The following is a 16,173-nucleotide window of genomic DNA, read 5'->3' on the forward strand; positions in this document are numbered from 1 at the left end:
GCCTACTTGGCCTCCGCCAGCAGCTTCTGGACCCGGGACACGCCCTCCACCAGGTCCTCGTCGCCCAGCGCATACGAAAGCCGCAGGTAGCCGGGGGTGCCGAAGGCCTCGCCCGGGACGACGGCGACCTCGGCCTCCTCCAGGATCAGCTCGGCCAGCTCGACGCTGGTCTGCGGGCGCTTGCCGCGGATCTCCTTGCCCAGGAGCTCCTTCACCGACGGGTACGCGTAGAACGCGCCCTCCGGCTCGGGGCAGAGCACACCGTCGATCTCGTTGAGCATCTGCACGATCTTGCGGCGGCGGCGGTCGAAGGCGACCTTCATCTCCTCGACGGCCGTGAGGTCACCGGAGACCGCCGCGAGGGCCGCGGCCTGCGCGACGTTGGAGACGTTGGAGGTCGCGTGCGACTGGAGGTTCGTGGCGGCCTTGACGACGTCCTTGGGGCCGATCACCCAGCCCACCCGCCAGCCGGTCATCGCATACGTCTTGGCCACACCGTTGACGACGATGCACTTGTCGCGCAGCTCGGGCACGGCCACCGGCAGCGAGGAGAACTGCGCGTCGCCGTAGACCAGGTGCTCGTAGATCTCGTCGGTCAGCACCCACAGACCGTGCTCGGCGGCCCAGCGGCCGACCGCCTCGACCTGCTCGCGGGGGTAGACCGCGCCGGTCGGGTTCGAGGGCGAGACGAAGACCAGGACCTTGGTCTTCTCCGTACGCGCGGCCTCCAGCTGCTCGACGGTGACGCGGTAGCCGGTCGTCTCGTCGGCGACCACCGGGACCGGCACACCGCCCGCGAGCTGGATCGACTCGGGGTAGGTGGTCCAGTACGGGGCCGGGATGATGACCTCGTCGCCGGGGTCGACGATGGCCGCGAACGCCTCGTAGATGGCCTGCTTGCCGCCGTTGGTGACCAGGACGTTGGCGGCCTCGATCTCGTAGCCGGAGTCGCGCCGGGTCTTCTCGACGATCGCGGCCTTCAGCTCGGGGAGGCCGCCGGCCGGCGTGTAGCGGTGGAACTTCGGGTTACGGCACGCCTCGACGGCCGCCTCGACGATGTAGTCGGGCGTGGGGAAGTCGGGCTCACCGGCGCCGAAGCCGATGACCGGGCGCCCGGCGGCCTTGAGGGCCTTGGCCTTGGCGTCGACGGCGAGGGTGGCGGACTCGGAGATCGCACCGATGCGGGCGGAGACCCGGCGCTCGGTGGGGGACGATGCGGAAGGAGTGGCAGCGCTCATACAGGCATCGTCGCAGACCGCCCGGGAGCCCGGTGCACGGGTTTGCGGGCACGTCCCGGGACCGTTGCGCGAGGTTTCTGTTCGACGCCCGGCGCTCGAGCACGTACACTCGCTGACCGTTGGCTCCGAACAGGCCGCCGCGACACACGCACGTAGTGCACTCGGTCGTATGCGGTAGGTTGGGGGAACCACAAAGGGTCGTAGCTCAATTGGTAGAGCACTGGTCTCCAAAACCAGCGGTTGGGGGTTCAAGTCCCTCCGGCCCTGCTACACGCACTTTCTTCACCAAGGTGCGTGCACGCGTACGTATGGATTGCACCGCCGTGCGGCTCAACCGGGCGCGGCACGGCCACGACCCGGATTCAGGTGAGGACGAGTGACGGACGCCCTGGGCTCCATCGACATGCCTGAGCGCGGTCGTTCCGAGGACGAGACCGCGGAATCCCAGAAGAAGCCCCGTCGTGGCGGTAAGCGCGGCAAGAAGGGGCCTTTCGCGCGTCTTGCGCTCTTCTACCGCCAGGTCGTGGCGGAGCTCCGCAAGGTCGTCTGGCCCACGCGCAGCCAGCTGTCGTCGTACACCACCGTGGTGATCGTCTTCGTGGCCATCATCATTGGTCTCGTAACCGTGATTGACTTGGGAATCAACCGAGTCGTCGGGTACGTCTTCGGCTGATCCCGCGGAGGGTGCCTCAGCGGGGGCGGCCCTTCGCACGTTCAACCCCTTGAAGCAAGGAAGAAGCAGCCACGTGTCTGACCCGAACCTGAACGACGCCGCCGAGCCCGTCGCGGCTGCAGAGGCCGACGTTGACGCGGCCGTCTCGGCCGAGGTCGAGGGCGACGACACCTCTGTGGAGATCGTCGAGAGCGCCGACGGTGCGGACGAGCTCGACGCCGAGGACGCTGCCGCCGGCGAGCCCGCCGAAGAAGCCGCGGTGACGGTCGAGGAGGACGCCGAGAGCGCGTCCGAGGAGGAGCAGGAGCCGGTCGACCCGGTGGCCGCTCTCCGCGACGAGCTGCGTGGCCTCCCCGGTGAGTGGTACGTCATCCACACCTACGCGGGCTACGAGAACCGCGTGAAGACCAACCTCGAGCAGCGCGCCGTCTCGCTGAACGTCGAGGACTACATCTTCCAGGCCGAGGTGCCGCAGGAAGAGGTCGCCCAGATCAAGAACGGCGAGCGCAAGACCATCCGCCAGAACAAGCTCCCGGGCTATGTGCTGGTGCGGATGGACCTGACGAACGAGTCCTGGGGCGTCGTCCGTAACACCCCGGGTGTCACGGGATTCGTCGGCAACGCCTACGACCCCTACCCGCTGACGCTGGACGAGATCGTCAAGATGCTCGCCCCGGAGGCCGAGGAGAAGGCCGCCAAGGAGGCCGCCGCGGCCGAGGGCAAGCCGGCCCCGTCCCGCAAGGTCGAGGTCCAGGTGCTGGACTTCGAGGTGGGCGACTCCGTCACCGTCACCGACGGCCCGTTCGCGACGCTGCAGGCGACGATCAACGAGATCAACGCCGACTCGAAGAAGGTCAAGGGCCTCGTCGAGATCTTCGGCCGCGAGACGCCGGTCGAGCTGAGCTTCGACCAGATCCAGAAGAACTGATCCAGAAGATTTGCCGGACAGGTCAGACGGGCTCTGCGGAGCCGGTCTGACCTGCTCGGTTTTTGGCCGCGCATCCATACCCGTTATCGTTGTGCGGTATGCCTCCATCCGGATGACCGGATTGCGGGGCGAACCACCTCTCACTAGGACCCGGAGAGAGCATGCCTCCCAAGAAGAAGAAGGTCACGGGGCTTATCAAGCTCCAGATCCAGGCCGGTGCCGCCAACCCGGCTCCGCCGGTCGGCCCCGCGCTGGGTCAGCACGGCGTCAACATCATGGAGTTCTGCAAGGCCTACAACGCCGCGACCGAGTCGCAGCGTGGCATGGTCGTGCCGGTGGAGATCACGGTCTACGAGGACCGTTCCTTCACCTTCGTCACCAAGACTCCGCCGGCCGCCAAGCTCATCCTGAAGGCCGCGGGCGTGGAGAAGGGCTCCGGCGAGCCGCACAAGACCAAGGTCGCCAAGATCACCGAGGCGCAGGTCCGCGAGATCGCCACCACCAAGATGCCCGACCTGAACGCCAACGACCTGGACGCCGCGTCGAAGATCATCGCCGGCACCGCCCGTTCCATGGGCATCACGGTCGAGGGCTGATCAGCCCCTTCAGGCAATCCGTGGCAGGACCAGGCGCTGGTCCGCACCACGACTCCACCCCACTGCATCAGGAGCAGAAGTGAAGCGCAGCAAGACTCTTCGCAACGCGGACGCGAAGATCGACCGGGAGCGTCTGTACGCCCCGCTCGAGGCCGTCCGTCTCGCCAAGGAGACCTCCGCCGCCAAGTTCGACGCGACCGTCGAGGTTGCCATGCGTCTGGGTGTCGACCCGCGCAAGGCCGACCAGATGGTCCGTGGCACCGTGAACCTCCCGCACGGCACCGGCAAGACCGCCCGGGTCCTGGTCTTCGCGACCGGTGACCGTGCTGCGGCCGCGGAAGCCGCCGGCGCCGACATCGTCGGCTCGGACGAACTGATCGACGAGGTCTCCAAGGGCCGTCTGGACTTCGACGCCGTCGTCGCCACCCCGGACCTGATGGGCAAGGTCGGCCGCCTCGGCCGCGTGCTCGGTCCCCGTGGTCTGATGCCGAACCCGAAGACCGGCACCGTCACCCCGGACGTGGCGAAGGCCGTCACGGACATCAAGGGCGGCAAGATCGAGTTCCGCGTGGACAAGCACGCGAACCTCCACTTCATCATCGGCAAGGTGTCCTTCGACGACACCAAGCTGGTGGAGAACTACGCCGCGGCGCTCGAGGAGATCAACCGCCTCAAGCCGTCCGCCGCGAAGGGCCGCTACATCAAGAAGGCCACCATCACCACCACGATGGGCCCCGGCATCCCGCTGGACTCCAACCGCACCCGCAACCTCCTTGTGGAGGACGAGGCTGTCTGAGCCTCTGGGCGGGTGATCCGCCGTAGCGTGTGATCGGAACGTCAGGCCCCGTTTTCCCCAGGGAAAACGGGGCCTGACGCATGTGCTGTCGGTGCCCTGCACTACAGTCGGCGCCGAGGTCCATAAGGAGAACTAAGGGGGAGCCTCAAGTGCGTAGCACGCGTATGACCGCCATCGCGGCGGGGGTTGTCATCATGGTGGCCGGTCTGAGCGCCTGTAACGACAAGGGCAGCGATGGTGACAAGGCCGGGGGCAGCACCGGCGGTAGCAGCAGCACCGGCGGCAGCAGCACCGGCGGCAGCGACCCGGCGAAGGACCCGGCCTCGAGCCCGCTGGACGCGCTGAACGCCGCGAAGGCGGCGACCGATGCCAAGAAGTCCGTGAAGCTGGACAGCACGATCACGTCCGCTGCGGGGCAGCAGGACAGCAAGGGCGGGGTGGACTGGAGCGACGGCACCCAGATGAACATCGAGGTGTCCCCGCCCGGCGGCAAGGGCCGGCCCATGAAGGCCCTGTACACCAAGGACGCGGTGTACATGAACATGGGCCTGCCCGGTGGCAAGCCCTGGGCGAAGCATTCGTACGCCTCCCTGTCGAAGCAGCCGAACGGCGGTCAGCTGATCAAGGAAGTGCTCTCGACCGCCAACCCGAGCCAGCCGATCGAGTGGATGACCGCCGCCGGGGACCTCAAGGTGGTCGGCAAGGAAGACGTCCGCGGCGTCCAGGCGACTCACTACAGCGGCACGATCACGCTGGACGTGCAGGGCAAGAGGCTCAGCCCGGCGGCCCAGGAGGCGCTGCGCAAGCAGCTGGCGAAGTCCAAGGACAAGAGCGAGAAGCTCGACGTCTGGATCGACTCGAACAACCTGCTGGTCAAGAAGCAGGAGAAGCTCGGCAGCACCCAGACCGCGGTCGTGTTCTACTCGGCCTACGGCGACAAGGTCGATGTGACCCCGCCGCCGGCGAGCCAGGTGATGGAGCGTCCCGGCAGCTGACCGGCGCGCCGGACGTGAGCCGGGCGTGAACAGAGGCCGGAGCGGGGACGTCACCGATGCCCCCGCTCCGGCCGATTTGCCTGACCGCGGGCCTCTCCCGTACCGTACCCACGAAGCCAAAGACCGCTGGTTGTCTCTGCACGTCCGATAACGGGCGCGTGGTGGCCGAAGGATCCGCTAGCTGCGGACGGCCTGCGCAGGTTGTGTGTGGAAGTGCTCCCGGACGGAATTCTGTCCGGTCGAGTTCGCCCCGTGCGCCTGCGCCGGGGCGTTTGTTTTGCCCAGCCCCTTCTGCGCGGTCCTCATCACCCGGAAGGAGGCCGAGGCTCATGGCGACGTCTGAGAAGAACGCAGCAGTTGCTGAGATCACGGAGAAGCTCCGTGACTCCAACGCAGCTGTTGTGACGTCTTACACCGGACTGACTGTGGCGCAGCTCAAGGAGCTGCGTCGTTCTCTCGGCGAGAACGCTCAGTACCGTGTGGTGAAGAACACGCTGACCAAGATCGCGGCCCAGGAGGCCGGGATCTCCGTGCTGGACGAGCACCTCAGTGGCTCGACGGCCGTCGCCTTCGTTACCGGTGACCCGGTCGAGGCGGCGAAGGGTCTTCGTGACTTCGCCAAGGAGAACCCCGCTCTCGTCATCAAGGGCGGTGTCCTTGACGGCAAGGGCCTGTCCGCCGACGAGATCAAGAAGCTTGCGGACCTCGAGTCCCGCGAGGTTCTGCTCGCCAAGCTGGCGGGCGCCATGAAGGGCAAGCAGTCCCAGGCTGCGTCGCTCTTCCAGGCGCTTCCGTCGAAGCTCGTCCGCACCGTGGACGCGCTTCGCGCCAAGCAGGCCGAGCAGGGCGGTGCCGAGTAATTCGGCTCGCACATTGGTCGTTCCCGCCCAGGTACGCCTAGGCAGGAAGGCCACCGCGGGCCCGAACGTACGCCCGCCTCACATGTACATCCGGCACCAGCCGAATTAGTGGAAGGACCGCCCATCATGGCGAAGCTCAGCCAGGAAGACCTGCTCGCGCAGTTCGAGGAGATGACCCTCATCGAGCTCTCCGAGTTCGTGAAGGCGTTCGAGGAGAAGTTCGACGTCACCGCCGCCGCTGCCGCGCCGGTCGTCGTCGCCGGTGGTGCCGCTGGTGGCGCCGCCGAGGCCGTCGAGGAGCAGGACGAGTTCGACGTCATCCTCACCGGCGCCGGTGACAAGAAGATCCAGGTCATCAAGGTCGTGCGTGAGCTGACCTCCCTGGGTCTGAAGGAGGCCAAGGACCTCGTCGACGGCACCCCGAAGCCGGTCCTCGAGAAGGTCGCCAAGGACGCCGCGGAGAAGGCCGCCGAGGCCCTCAAGGGCGCCGGCGCCTCCGTCGAGGTCAAGTGACCCCACTGAGCCTCGGGCTCACGTCCTGAGCGCCTGATGGCGCACCTGGACACTGCGAAGGGCGATCACCCATGCGGGTGGTCGCCCTTCGGCGTGCTCGCCACGGCTGCATTGCCTCGCGCCGGAGTGCGAGTATGGTGATCTTCGTTGCCCGGACCTGCCACCATGTGACGATCTCCCTGAGGTGGGGGGCCTTGACGAACCGCACGCGGCGCGCAATTCTCGGGACGCGACGCGGAAGCGATCCAGGGTTCGAGGCATGGATCGCGGACGAAGAGGGAAGCATCGGTGTGCGCCACTGGCGCAAGGGCTTTCGGCAGGCGCAGGGCATTGGGCGAAGAGAAGAAGAACAATGAGGGGCTTCTCCGGCGAGGAGGGCGCACCCTCCCGGAGGGAGAAGATCGGTATCACGGCGATGAACCGGTCTCCGGAAACTCGCTCTGGACATCAGTGTGCCAAGTGGCTACACTGACCCTTTGCGCTGCCTGTTAGCTGCTCCCTGCCCGTCACCAGGGGCATACCCGAGCCCGAGCATTGCTGAATGATACGCCCTGACCTGGGGTTTCTCTCACTTTGTTCGTTCGGGACCGGTACGCGCGTAGTGAGTCCGAGCCCTCGGAAGGACCCCCTCTTGGCCGCCTCGCGCAACGCCTCGACTGCCAATACGAACAACGGCGACAGCACTGCCCCGCTGCGCATCTCTTTTGCGAAGATCAAGGAGCCCCTCGGGGTTCCGAACCTCCTTGCGCTGCAGACCGAAAGCTTCGACTGGCTGCTCGGCAATGCCGCATGGAAGGGTCGCGTCGAGGCTGCGCTGGAGAGTGGGCAGGAAGTTCCCACCAAGTCCGGTCTCGAAGAGATCTTTGAGGAGATCTCGCCGATCGAGGACTTCTCCGGGTCGATGTCGCTGACGTTCCGCGACCACCGCTTCGAGCCCCCGAAGAACTCGATCGACGAGTGCAAGGAGCGCGACTTCACGTACGCGGCTCCGCTGTTCGTCACCGCCGAGTTCACCAACAACGAGACCGGCGAGATCAAGTCTCAGACGGTCTTCATGGGCGACTTCCCGCTCATGACGAACAAGGGCACCTTCTGCATCAACGGCACCGAGCGTGTCGTCGTCTCGCAGCTGGTCCGCTCGCCGGGTGTGTACTTCGACAGCTCCATCGACAAGACGTCCGACAAGGACATCTTCTCCGCCAAGATCATCCCGTCCCGGGGTGCCTGGCTGGAGATGGAGATCGACAAGCGCGACATGGTCGGTGTGCGTATCGACCGCAAGCGCAAGCAGTCCGTCACCGTCCTGCTCAAGGCGCTCGGGTGGACCACCGAGCAGATCCTCGAGGAGTTCGGCGAGTACGAGTCCATGCGCGCCACCCTGGAGAAGGACCACACCCAGGGTCAGGACGACGCGCTGCTCGACATCTACCGCAAGCTGCGTCCGGGCGAGCCGCCGACCCGTGAGGCCGCGCAGACGCTGCTCGAGAACCTGTACTTCAACCCCAAGCGCTACGACCTCGCCAAGGTCGGCCGCTACAAGGTCAACAAGAAGCTCGGTGGCGAAGAGCCGCTCGACGCGGGCGTGCTGACCACCGACGACGTCATCGCCACCATCAAGTACCTGGTCAAGCTGCACGCCGGCGAGACCGAGACGATGGGCGAGAGCGGCCGGGAGATCGTCGTCGAGACCGACGACATCGACCACTTCGGCAACCGTCGTCTGCGCAACGTCGGCGAGCTCATCCAGAACCAGGTCCGTACGGGTCTGGCCCGTATGGAGCGCGTCGTGCGTGAGCGCATGACCACCCAGGACGTCGAGGCGATCACGCCGCAGACCCTGATCAACATCCGGCCGGTCGTCGCCTCCATCAAGGAGTTCTTCGGCACCAGCCAGCTGTCGCAGTTCATGGACCAGACCAACCCGCTGTCGGGTCTGACCCACAAGCGCCGCCTGTCGGCGCTGGGCCCGGGTGGTCTCTCCCGTGAGCGGGCCGGCCTGGACGTCCGTGACGTGCACCCCTCGCACTACGGCCGTATGTGCCCGATCGAGACCCCTGAAGGTCCCAACATCGGTCTGATCGGCTCGCTGGCCTCCTACGGTCGCGTCAACGTCTTCGGCTTCATCGAGACCCCGTACCGCAAGGTCGTCGACGGTCAGGTCACCGAGGAGGTGGACTACCTCACCGCCGATGAGGAGGACCGCTTCCTGATCGCCCAGGCCAACGCCAAGCTCAGCGACGACATGCGCTTCGCCGAGCAGCGTGTGCTGGTCCGCCGTCGTGGCGGCGAGGTCGACCTCGTCCCCGCCGACGAGGTGGACTTCATGGACGTCTCGCCGCGCCAGATGGTGTCGGCCGCGACCGCCATGATCCCGTTCCTCGAGCACGACGACGCCAACCGCGCGCTCATGGGATCGAACATGATGCGCCAGGCCGTTCCGCTGATCAAGGCGGAGTCGCCGCTGGTCGGTACCGGTATGGAGTACCGCTGCGCGGTCGACGCCGGCGACGTCATCAAGGCGGAGAAGGACGGTGTGGTCCAGGAGGTCTCCGCGGACTACATCACCGTCGCCAACGACGACGGCACGTACACCACGTACCGCGTCGCCAAGTTCACCCGCTCCAACCAGGGCACCTCCTTCAACCAGAAGGTCGTCGTGGACGAGGGCGCGCGGGTCATCGAGGGCCAGGTCCTCGCCGACGGTCCGTCCACCGAAGAGGGCGAGATGGCCCTCGGCAAGAACCTGCTCGTCGCGTTCATGCCGTGGGAGGGTCACAACTACGAGGACGCGATCATCCTGTCGCAGCGCCTCGTGCAGGACGACGTCCTCTCCTCGATCCACATCGAGGAGCACGAGGTCGACGCCCGTGACACCAAGCTGGGCCCCGAGGAGATCACCCGGGACATCCCGAACGTCTCCGAGGAGGTCCTCTCCGACCTCGACGAGCGCGGCATCATCCGGATCGGTGCCGAGGTCGTCGCCGGCGACATCCTCGTCGGCAAGGTCACGCCCAAGGGTGAGACCGAGCTGACCCCCGAGGAGCGCCTGCTCCGTGCGATCTTCGGTGAGAAGGCGCGCGAGGTGCGCGACACCTCGCTGAAGGTGCCGCACGGTGAGATCGGCAAGGTCATCGGCGTCCGCGTCTTCGACCGTGAAGAGGGCGACGAGCTGCCCCCGGGCGTGAACCAGCTGGTCCGCGTCTACGTCGCCCAGAAGCGCAAGATCACCGACGGTGACAAGCTCGCCGGCCGTCACGGCAACAAGGGCGTCATCTCCAAGATCCTGCCGGTCGAGGACATGCCGTTCCTGGAGGACGGCACCCCGGTCGACATCATCCTCAACCCGCTGGGTGTCCCGTCCCGAATGAACCCGGGACAGGTCCTGGAGATCCACCTCGGCTGGCTCGCCAGCCAGGGCTGGAAGGTCGAGGGTTCCGAGGACTGGCAGCAGCGGCTCCAGGCGATCGGCGCCGACAACGTCGCGCCGAACACCAACGTCGCCACCCCGGTCTTCGACGGTGCGCGCGAGGACGAGCTGGCGGGTCTGTTCGACTCGACGCTTCCCAACCGCGACGGCGAGCGGATGGTCAAGAGCTCCGGCAAGGCCCAGCTCTTCGACGGCCGCTCCGGTGAGCCGTTCCCGGACCCGATCTCGGTCGGGTACATGTACATCCTCAAGCTGCACCACCTGGTCGACGACAAGCTGCACGCCCGTTCGACCGGTCCGTACTCGATGATCACCCAGCAGCCGCTGGGTGGTAAGGCTCAGTTCGGTGGCCAGCGCTTCGGTGAGATGGAGGTGTGGGCGCTGGAGGCTTACGGCGCCGCATACGCCCTCCAGGAGCTGCTGACGATCAAGTCCGACGACGTGACCGGCCGCGTGAAGGTCTACGAGGCCATCGTCAAGGGCGAGAACATCCCCGAGCCCGGCATCCCCGAGTCCTTCAAGGTGCTCATCAAGGAGATGCAGTCCCTGTGCCTCAACGTGGAGGTGCTGTCCTCGGACGGCATGTCCATCGAGATGCGCGACACCGACGAGGACGTCTTCCGCGCTGCGGAGGAGCTCGGCATCGACCTGTCCCGGCGCGAGCCGAGCAGCGTCGAAGAGGTCTGACGGGAGTTCGGCCGGGGAGCCAGTGATGGTTCCCCGGCCGGCCCCAGGACCCCCGTTTCAGACCCCAAGACTTACAACCCTGAGAGGGATTGACGCATAGTGCTCGACGTCAACTTCTTCGATGAGCTCCGGATCGGTCTGGCTACCGCTGACGACATCCGTCAGTGGAGCCACGGCGAGGTCAAGAAGCCCGAGACCATCAACTACCGCACCCTCAAGCCCGAAAAGGACGGACTCTTCTGCGAGAAGATCTTCGGTCCGACCCGGGACTGGGAGTGCTACTGCGGTAAGTACAAGCGCGTCCGCTTCAAGGGCATCATCTGCGAGCGCTGCGGCGTCGAGGTCACTCGCGCCAAGGTGCGCCGTGAGCGGATGGGCCACATCGAGCTGGCCGCTCCTGTTACCCACATCTGGTACTTCAAGGGTGTGCCGAGCCGGCTGGGCTACCTGCTGGACCTCGCGCCCAAGGACCTCGAGAAGGTCATCTACTTCGCCGCGTACATGATCACGTACGTGGACGAGGAGCGCCGCACGCGCGACCTGTCCTCGCTGGAGGCGCACGTCTCCGTCGAGCGTCAGCAGATCGAGCAGCGCCGCGACTCCGACCTGGAGGCCCGCGCCAAGAAGCTCGAGACCGACCTGGCCGAGCTGGAGGCCGAGGGCGCCAAGGCGGACGTGCGCCGCAAGGTGCGCGAGGGTGCCGAGCGTGAGATGAAGCAGCTGCGCGACCGTGCGCAGCGCGAGATCGACCGTCTCGACGAGGTCTGGAACCGCTTCAAGAACCTCAAGGTCCAGGACCTGGAGGGCGACGAACTCCTCTACCGCGAGCTGCGTGACCGCTTCGGCACGTACTTCGACGGCTCCATGGGTGCCGCTGCCCTGCAGAAGCGCCTGGAGACCTTCGACCTCGAGGAGGAGGCCGAGCGCCTCCGCGAGATCATCCGCACCGGCAAGGGCCAGAAGAAGACCCGTGCGCTCAAGCGCCTCAAGGTCGTCTCCGCCTTCCTGCAGACCCGCAACAGCCCCAAGGGCATGGTGCTGGACTGCATCCCGGTGATCCCGCCGGACCTGCGTCCGATGGTGCAGCTGGACGGTGGCCGCTTCGCGACCTCCGACCTGAACGACCTGTACCGCCGCGTCATCAACCGCAACAACCGCCTGAAGCGGCTTCTCGACCTCGGCGCGCCCGAGATCATCGTGAACAACGAGAAGCGCATGCTCCAGGAGGCCGTCGACGCGCTCTTCGACAACGGCCGCCGCGGCCGCCCGGTGACGGGCCCCGGCAACCGTCCGCTGAAGTCGCTGTCCGACATGCTCAAGGGCAAGCAGGGCCGCTTCCGTCAGAACCTGCTCGGTAAGCGAGTCGACTACTCGGCGCGTTCCGTCATCGTCGTCGGCCCGCAGCTGAAGCTGCACCAGTGCGGTCTGCCCAAGGCCATGGCGCTGGAGCTCTTCAAGCCGTTCGTGATGAAGCGCCTGGTGGACCTCAACCACGCGCAGAACATCAAGAGCGCGAAGCGGATGGTCGAGCGCGGCCGCACGGTCGTGTACGACGTCCTGGAAGAGGTCATCGCGGAGCACCCGGTTCTGCTGAACCGTGCGCCCACCCTGCACCGTCTGGGCATCCAGGCCTTCGAGCCGCAGCTGGTCGAGGGCAAGGCCATTCAGATTCACCCGCTCGTCTGCACCGCGTTCAACGCGGACTTCGACGGTGACCAGATGGCCGTCCACCTCCCGCTGTCCGCGGAGGCCCAGGCCGAGGCCCGCATCCTGATGCTGTCCTCGAACAACATCCTCAAGCCGGCCGACGGCCGTCCGGTCACCATGCCGACCCAGGACATGGTGCTCGGCCTCTTCTTCCTCACCACGGATGAAGAGGAGCGCAAGGTCATCGGCGAGGGCCGCGCGTTCGGCTCGGCCGCCGAGGCGATCATGGCGTTCGACGCCAAGGAGCTCTCGCTCCAGGCGAAGGTCGACATCCGCTTCCCGATCGGCACCGTCCCGCCCCGCGGCTGGACCCCGCCGGTTCCGGAGGAGGGCGAGCCCGAGTGGCAGCAGGGTGACAGCTTCCGCCTGCGGACGACCCTGGGCCGCGCGCTCTTCAACGAGCTGCTGCCCGAGGACTACCCGTTCGTCGACTACTCGGTGGGCAAGAAGCAGCTCTCCGCGATCGTCAACGACCTGGCCGAGCGCTACCCGAAGGTCATCGTGGCGGCGACGCTCGACAACCTGAAGGCGGCCGGTTTCCACTGGGCGACCCGTTCCGGCGTCACCGTCGCCGTTTCGGACATCGTCGTCCCGGAGGCCAAGAAGGCCATCGTCGCGGGCTACGAGGCCCAGGACGAGAAGGTCCAGAAGCAGTACGAGCGCGGTCTGATCACCAAGGACGAGCGCACTCAGGAACTGATCAACATCTGGACCAAGGCGACCAACGAGGTCGCCGAGGCGATGAACGAGAACTTCCCCAAGACGAACCCCATCTTCATGATGGTTGACTCGGGTGCCCGAGGAAACATGATGCAGATGCGGCAGATCGCCGGTATGCGTGGTCTGGTGTCGAACGCGAAGAACGAGACCATCCCGCGTCCGATCAAGGCGTCGTTCCGCGAGGGTCTGTCCGTGCTGGAGTACTTCATCTCCACGCACGGTGCCCGTAAGGGTCTGGCGGACACCGCCCTGCGTACCGCCGACTCCGGTTACCTCACCCGTCGTCTGGTCGACGTCTCCCAGGACGTCATCATTCGCGAGGAGGACTGCGGTACGGAGCGTGGCCTCAAGCTGCGGATCGCCTCGAAGGACGCCTCCGGCGTGCTGCGCAAGGCGGACGACGTCGAGTCCAGCGTGTACGCCCGGATGCTCGCCGAGGACGTCGTGGTGGACGGCAAGGTCGTCGCCCCGGCCAACGTCGACCTCGGTGACGTGCTCATCGACGCGCTGGTCGCCAACGGCGTCGAGGAGGTCAAGACCCGCTCGGTCCTGACCTGTGAGTCGGCGGTCGGCACCTGTGCCTACTGCTACGGCCGTTCGCTGGCCACCGGCAAGCTGGTCGACATCGGTGAGGCGGTCGGCATCATCGCCGCCCAGTCCATCGGTGAGCCCGGTACCCAGCTGACGATGCGTACCTTCCACACCGGTGGTGTGGCCGGTGACGACATCACCCTGGGTCTGCCGCGTGTCGTCGAGCTCTTCGAGGCCCGTACGCCCAAGGGTGTCGCCCCGATCTCGGAGGCGGCCGGCCGCGTCCGGATCGAGGAGACCGAGAAGACCAAGAAGGTCATCGTCACCCCGGACGACGGCTCGGACGAGACGGCTTACGGCGTCTCGAAGCGTGCCCGTCTGCTGGTGGGCGAGGGTGACCACGTCGTGGTCGGCCAGCCGCTGACCGTGGGTGCCATCAACCCGCACGACGTGCTGCGGATCCTCGGCCAGCGTGCCGTCCAGGTCCACCTGGTCGGCGAGGTCCAGAAGGTCTACAACAGCCAGGGTGTGGCGATCCACGACAAGCACATCGAGATCATCATCCGGCAGATGCTGCGCCGCGTGACGATCATCGAGTCCGGCGACGCGGAGCTGCTGCCGGGCGAGCTGGTGGAGCGCACGAAGTTCGAGGGTGAGAACCGTCGCGTCGTGGCGGAGGGTGGCCACCCGGCCTCCGGCCGTCCGCAGCTGATGGGTATCACCAAGGCTTCGCTGGCGACGGAATCCTGGCTGTCGGCCGCCTCCTTCCAGGAGACGACCCGAGTCCTGACGGACGCGGCGATCAACGCCAAGTCCGACAGCCTCATCGGCCTCAAGGAGAACGTCATCATCGGTAAGCTCATCCCGGCCGGTACGGGTCTGTCCCGCTACCGCAACATCCGGGTCGAGCCCACCGAGGAGGCCAAGGCCGCGATGTACTCGGCCGTCGGTTACGACGACATCGACTACTCGCCCTTCGGCACCGGCTCCGGCCAGGCTGTTCCGCTGGAGGACTACGACTACGGGCCGTACAACCAGTAAGCCCGTTGCAGTCGGCGCAGGGCGGTCATCCCTCACGGGGTGGCCGCCCTGCGGCGTTCGGCGGCGCCACCCGGATTCGCGTTCGGCCGGGCGAGGGAACTTGTCCTCCCATCTCTGCGTCTGTGATGAGAAGATGGGGAGAACTGTCGAGCGGGGGGAGGTTCGCGAAGTGGCATTCCAGCCGTGGCAGGGTGGGCAGCCCGTTCAGCCGGCGAATCAGATGCCGGTGATGCGTGCCTCGCACGCGGATCGCGAGCGAGCGGTCGATGTACTGAAGGCCGGTTTCGCCGAGGGGCGGCTTCAGCAGGCCGAGTACGAGCAGCGGATAACTCGTGCCTATCAGGCGCAGACCCATCACGAGCTGCAGATGCTGGTCGCGGATCTGCCGCAGGGGCCGGTACCGCAGGCGCAGTTCCAGCCGCGGCCGGCCGTGCCCGCGACGTTCATGCCGATGCCCGTGCAGATGCCGATGCCGGTGCACACCAACGGCTGTGCGACGGGGGCGCTGGTCTGCGGGATCCTGACGCCGATGACGTGGGGCGCGACGGCGATCCCGGCGGTCATCCTCGGCCACAAGGCGCGCGCGGAGATCCGCCGTACGGGCGAGCGCGGGGACGGTCAGGCCATCGCCGGCATAGTGATCGGCTGGCTGGGTATCGGCGGCTGGGCGCTGTTCATCCTGATGATGATCCTGCTGGGCATCGCCGGGCACTGAGTGCCGGGGAATCCCCGGCCGACGCCGCCCGCGGACGGCGCCCCGCCTTCTTCCCCAATGCCATCGATGCCACTACGGTGGCCGCAGCGCCGTGAGGAGTCCGGCGTGTCCTTCGCGTGTGCATTTGTTTTGACCGTAGCCCATGCTGTAGGTACGCTCTGACCTTGTGCCTGGGGTGTCCCTGGCGTGCCGTGCCCGCAACCTCCTCCAGCCTAGGCCGGAGAGTGCGCAGGAGCGCGGAAGCCGGGTCTCGACACCGCAATCTGTCGCCGCTCTCGTTCGCGAGGAGCGGTCTACAGCATTCGACACACCCGACCGCGTGGGTCGGTGACGTTCCAGGTTAGTTGTACCGAGACAAGAAACCGGAGAAACGGTGCCTACGATCCAGCAGCTGGTCCGAAAGGGCCGCCAGGACAAGGTCGAGAAGAACAAGACACCCGCACTGGCGGGCTCGCCGCAGCGTCGTGGTACGTGCACGCGTGTGTTCACGACCACCCCGAAGAAGCCGAACTCGGCCCTCCGCAAGGTTGCGCGAGTCAAGCTGAGCAGTGGGATCGAGGTCACTGCCTACGTCCCGGGTGAGGGGCACAACCTGCAGGAGCACTCCATCGTGCTCGTGCGTGGTGGCCGTGTGAAGGACCTGCCGGGTGTTCGTTACAAGATCATCCGCGGCTCCCTCGACACGCAGGGCGTCAAGAACCGCAAGCAGGCTCGCAGCCGCTACGGCGCCAAGAAGGAGAAGTAAG

At 66.6% G+C, this 16,173-nt stretch carries 12 protein-coding genes and 1 tRNA gene; 12 read left to right on the forward strand and 1 reads right to left on the reverse strand.

Features of this window, described 5'->3' with window-relative positions; translation table 11 throughout:
• Nucleotides 1-2 precede the first annotated feature (2 nt).
• Entirely contained in the window at nt 3-1,238 is a 1,236-nt protein-coding gene (locus tag ADL29_RS20465; protein ID WP_053925078.1) for a pyridoxal phosphate-dependent aminotransferase, read from the reverse strand.
• Between the two features lie 194 nt (nt 1,239-1,432).
• Here ADL29_RS20465 and ADL29_RS20470 point away from each other — a divergent pair.
• The 12 genes from ADL29_RS20470 to rpsL all read left to right on the forward strand — a co-directional run bounded on the left by ADL29_RS20470 (nt 1,433) and on the right by rpsL (nt 16,172).
• Nucleotides 1,433-1,505: transfer RNA gene (locus ADL29_RS20470), tRNA-Trp, on the forward strand.
• 109 nt (nt 1,506-1,614) lie between these two features.
• The gene (gene secE, locus ADL29_RS20475; protein ID WP_046927433.1) at nt 1,615-1,911 is read left to right on the forward strand and encodes a preprotein translocase subunit SecE; all 297 of its coding nucleotides are present in this window, start codon (nt 1,615-1,617) and stop codon (nt 1,909-1,911) included.
• A 73-nt stretch (nt 1,912-1,984) separates the two neighbouring features.
• Nucleotides 1,985-2,839: a transcription termination/antitermination protein NusG gene (gene nusG / locus ADL29_RS20480; protein ID WP_053925079.1), complete on the forward strand. Its 855-nt coding sequence runs from the start codon at nt 1,985-1,987 to the stop codon at nt 2,837-2,839.
• 161 nt (nt 2,840-3,000) lie between these two features.
• Nucleotides 3,001-3,435 (forward strand): 50S ribosomal protein L11, encoded by a 435-nt coding sequence (gene rplK / locus ADL29_RS20485; RefSeq protein ID WP_016571043.1) that lies wholly within the window; start codon nt 3,001-3,003, stop codon nt 3,433-3,435.
• Between the two features lie 79 nt (nt 3,436-3,514).
• The gene (gene rplA, locus ADL29_RS20490) at nt 3,515-4,231 is read left to right on the forward strand and encodes a 50S ribosomal protein L1 (RefSeq protein WP_053925080.1); all 717 of its coding nucleotides are present in this window, start codon (nt 3,515-3,517) and stop codon (nt 4,229-4,231) included.
• A gap of 149 nt (nt 4,232-4,380) precedes the next feature.
• The gene (locus ADL29_RS20495) at nt 4,381-5,226 is read left to right on the forward strand and encodes an SCO4651 family lipoprotein (RefSeq protein WP_053925081.1); all 846 of its coding nucleotides are present in this window, start codon (nt 4,381-4,383) and stop codon (nt 5,224-5,226) included.
• Between the two features lie 329 nt (nt 5,227-5,555).
• On the forward strand, nt 5,556-6,086 hold the full coding sequence (gene rplJ, locus ADL29_RS20500) for a 50S ribosomal protein L10 (RefSeq protein WP_046927436.1): 531 nt from the start codon (nt 5,556-5,558) through the stop codon (nt 6,084-6,086).
• Nucleotides 6,087-6,212: 126 nt separating this feature from the next.
• Nucleotides 6,213-6,599 carry a 50S ribosomal protein L7/L12 gene (rplL, locus tag ADL29_RS20505; protein ID WP_053925082.1) on the forward strand — a complete coding sequence of 129 codons (387 nt, stop codon included), beginning with the start codon at nt 6,213-6,215 and terminating at the stop codon, nt 6,597-6,599.
• A gap of 631 nt (nt 6,600-7,230) precedes the next feature.
• On the forward strand, nt 7,231-10,713 hold the full coding sequence (rpoB, locus tag ADL29_RS20510; protein WP_053925083.1) for a DNA-directed RNA polymerase subunit beta: 3,483 nt from the start codon (nt 7,231-7,233) through the stop codon (nt 10,711-10,713).
• 99 nt (nt 10,714-10,812) lie between these two features.
• On the forward strand, nt 10,813-14,712 hold the full coding sequence (locus ADL29_RS20515; RefSeq protein ID WP_053925084.1) for a DNA-directed RNA polymerase subunit beta': 3,900 nt from the start codon (nt 10,813-10,815) through the stop codon (nt 14,710-14,712).
• Between the two features lie 229 nt (nt 14,713-14,941).
• Nucleotides 14,942-15,427, forward strand: coding sequence for a DUF1707 and DUF4190 domain-containing protein (locus ADL29_RS20520; RefSeq protein WP_053925181.1), 486 nt, complete (start codon nt 14,942-14,944; stop codon nt 15,425-15,427).
• 373 nt (nt 15,428-15,800) lie between these two features.
• Nucleotides 15,801-16,172 (forward strand): 30S ribosomal protein S12, encoded by a 372-nt coding sequence (gene rpsL / locus ADL29_RS20525; protein WP_030062899.1) that lies wholly within the window; start codon nt 15,801-15,803, stop codon nt 16,170-16,172.
• The last annotated feature ends 1 nt before the right edge of the window (nt 16,173 follow it).

It is taken from the genome of Streptomyces chattanoogensis (assembly GCF_001294335.1).
GTDB classification, from domain to species: Bacteria; Actinomycetota; Actinomycetes; order Streptomycetales; family Streptomycetaceae; genus Streptomyces; species Streptomyces chattanoogensis.

Coding starts and splice junctions, on each gene's coding strand:
- rplJ (WP_046927436.1), top strand. CDS start 5,556: ATGGCGACGTCTGAGAAGAACGCAGCAGTTGCTGAGATCACGGAGAAG.
- rplL (WP_053925082.1), top strand. CDS start 6,213: ATGGCGAAGCTCAGCCAGGAAGACCTGCTCGCGCAGTTCGAGGAGATG.
- ADL29_RS20520 (WP_053925181.1), top strand. CDS start 14,942: ATGCGTGCCTCGCACGCGGATCGCGAGCGAGCGGTCGATGTACTGAAG.
- rplK (WP_016571043.1), top strand. CDS start 3,001: ATGCCTCCCAAGAAGAAGAAGGTCACGGGGCTTATCAAGCTCCAGATC.
- ADL29_RS20465 (WP_053925078.1), bottom strand. CDS start 1,238: ATGAGCGCTGCCACTCCTTCCGCATCGTCCCCCACCGAGCGCCGGGTC.